Genomic DNA, 3168 nt, shown 5'->3' on the forward strand with positions numbered 1-3168 from the left:
CATATTAAACACTTCTATTTCTTCTACATTATTTGTAGCATCTATAGTTATACTGGTCTTTACAGGGTTTGGATAATAACTGAAATTAGCAGAATCGAAATCGATGGTTGAAACCACTGCGTCTGAGCTAAAATATACGTTATCTACATAAGCTGTTACATCTCCTACTGGTAAGCCGGAGATAATTAACTGTTGAATTGAATTACGTACAGTTAGCAAATTGTTCGGATCAGTTACTAAAGTTGCATCAGCAAAATCTGCTAATGGAATTTGTAAGCTTACCCATTCCTCTTGTGCTATATCAAATGCTAGCTCTCCTTCTGTTGCTCCATTACCTAAATCAACTAACTTTACTCTAAAAGTAGTTGCATTCGGTGACCATACATCGATGTGGAAGAAATCCATATCTGTGGCATCTATAGGGTTAGCTACAGTTTCTATACCTGCAAAATCTAAATTAGTATACAACTTCGTATCGTTACCCTGAATTTGGATATCTTCTAAATTAGCTGATGACCATGGTGTTAACCAAGTATCTACACTTACATCGGTATAAGCTTCACTAAATAAACTTATTACGTCTGCTTCAGCTTCTGTTGGTGTAGGTGCTGGATCCATTGGTGCTGGTTCTTGCTCTACTAATGGAAGTTCTACTAAAGCTCCTCCGGCTGCAGTAGCTACCCATAAGCCAAAACCATTATCCATACTTGCATCATCTCCTAAGAATCCACTGGCTACAACAGTAATTGCTGCGCCTTCAAATCCACCTAACGTAGCTAATGGAGCTGAATATGCTACCAAAGCTGCTGGTGTTCCAGCTGCTGCAATTTCTAATGTATAATCTGCAACTGCTAAGTTTAAGTAGCCCTGGAATTCTGGATAAGCTATGTTCGATACTAAGTTGCCGGCTGTAGATTCATTTACATCTACCGCTGGGGCATCTGGCGAACCGTGGTGTACCAATACGTCTACTTGTGCCGGGTCTAAAGCTGCTGTTTGTGCACCAGCATAAACCGTTAACTCAAATGAATTATCAGTTACAAAACCTGAAGTATCTAATACTCCATTGGCTACAATAATGTAATTCTCATCTTCCGCTAAATTGAAAGTCTCTGTAAATACACTTGTAGATAAATCAGCACCTGCTGGAACTACATCTACTACTATATCTACTCCTGCAGGAGCCTCTAAAAATGAAGTTGCTGTTCTAAAATCTACTCCTGTTAAAGCAGGTAGTAAAGCTCCATTTAAATACACATCTACCGATGCTGCCGCAGGATCTGGTGAGTTGTGAATTACTTGCACGTTAGCAAATGCTGGTTGTGGCTCATCACCCTCTACATAAACTCCAAATTCTATCGTTTCTATGTTCGGTGATGATTGACAGCTAACTGAACCATCAGAATCTAAAGTCATGTAGATACTTCCAGATTGTGCTGTAAAGCTTAAACCAGTTAGTTCATTTCCATCTACATCAGAATTAAATAATACAGTGCCTGTATTATCTACCCCATCATAAATGATTAAGTCATCCCAAGTTCCTGAAAAACTTGACTCAACTGAACCTGCTTCAAACACAATTACCAAAGCAGAACCATCGTCTGAATCAAATCTCCACTCCTCAAATTCACTATCATCGTAACAATAGCTATCTAAAGCTGGATTTCCAACGCTTACAATAGTTGGCGGCGGAGTACCCACGTAGAAATTATCGATATATACCCAATGATCACTTGATGTTTCGGGACTTGAGATTGCATAAAAACCAAATTGAACTTCTCCTGAATAAGAAGACAAATCAATCGATTCATTTTGACCTGTATTAGATGGGGTTGATCCAGCACTAAAGCTAATTAATTCAACCCAAGTTGCTCCACCATCGGTGCTAATCATAGCAGCTACTTCATCTTCTGGACCAAAAGTAGTGGCTGCGGTTGAATTCCATACTGTTGCAGCAATGTCAAAATTCATAACATTATCTGGGCTCCCAGCTCCTAAATCGATAGTTTGAGATACCATCCACTGAGCAGTAGTGTTAGTATACATGTTGTAACGCGCTGCTTGAGAACCAAACTGTGGTGATGCTGCTCCAGACCAACTTGAAAAACCAAAACTATCAGGACCAGCTGATGTTCCTGTAGCTTCTTCCCAACAAGGGTTTAAGAAATCTTCAAAATCTTCTGCATAATTTAATGATGCTACTTCACAATCTGTTGTAAAGTTAATTACTGCTGAAGTGCTTTCTACAAGATCACAATCTGCAGTAACATAAAAATCATATGATGTTGCACTATCTAAACCAGTAACACTAACGAAAGTATCTGTTGTATTCCCCTGATCAAGAACATTTTCAGGTATTGTCTGGTCTTCACCTTCTAATACCAGAACCCAATCATATCCCACTGCGGTATCTACAGAATCCCAACTTAAATCTACTGATGTAGAAGTGATTACATCATCTGTTAGATTATCAACTGGCAAGCAATCTGGAGGTGTTCCAACAACTATGATTCGTGATCTTCCAGATTGTTCAAACCCACAATCTTCATCTGTATGAGTCCAAAAACGAATTACTTGATCAGCGTTTGAAACCCATTCTACTTCACCTTCTCCAGCTGCAAAAATCGTATTGGCATCTTCGTCAGAAATAGTATAAAAATCGGTAGCTACAGAACCTGAAAACACATAAGTTTCGCCATCAAGAACATTCACTTTTGAATATTCACCTGCCCATCCAGATGTAGTAATCGATTGTTCTGTTAGGCCATCTGCTAATGTTGGATTAGGAGTAAATGTTGACCCAGGCCATTGTCCAAACTGATCTAATAAACAACCTGGTGGAATTCCTACGGTTACCCTTCTAGTTCTACTAGATTGTTCGAAACCACAATCATCTCCTGTATGGGTCCAAAACCGAATTACTTGATCAGCGTTTGAAACCCATTCTACTTCGTTAAAGCCAGAAGTAAAAATAGTATCACCATCTTCGTTTGAAATAGTATAAAAATCAGTAGCTACAGAACCTGAAAACACATAAGTTTCGCCATCAACAACATTTACTTTCGAATATTCACCAGCCCATCCTGCAGTAGTAATATTCTGTGCTGTCTCGCCATCTGCTAATGCTGGATTAGGAGTAAATGTAGACCCAGGCCATTGTCCAAACTG

1 protein-coding gene is annotated in these 3168 nt (G+C 39.1%); it reads right to left on the reverse strand.

The annotated features are described in order from the left end of the window. The coding region (locus tag IEV63_RS12850; RefSeq protein ID WP_188407221.1) for a DUF4397 domain-containing protein at window positions 1-3168 on the reverse strand (3168 nt) is incomplete at both ends.

Source organism: Psychroflexus salis (assembly GCF_014640175.1).
GTDB lineage: Bacteria > Bacteroidota > Bacteroidia > Flavobacteriales > Flavobacteriaceae > Psychroflexus > Psychroflexus salis.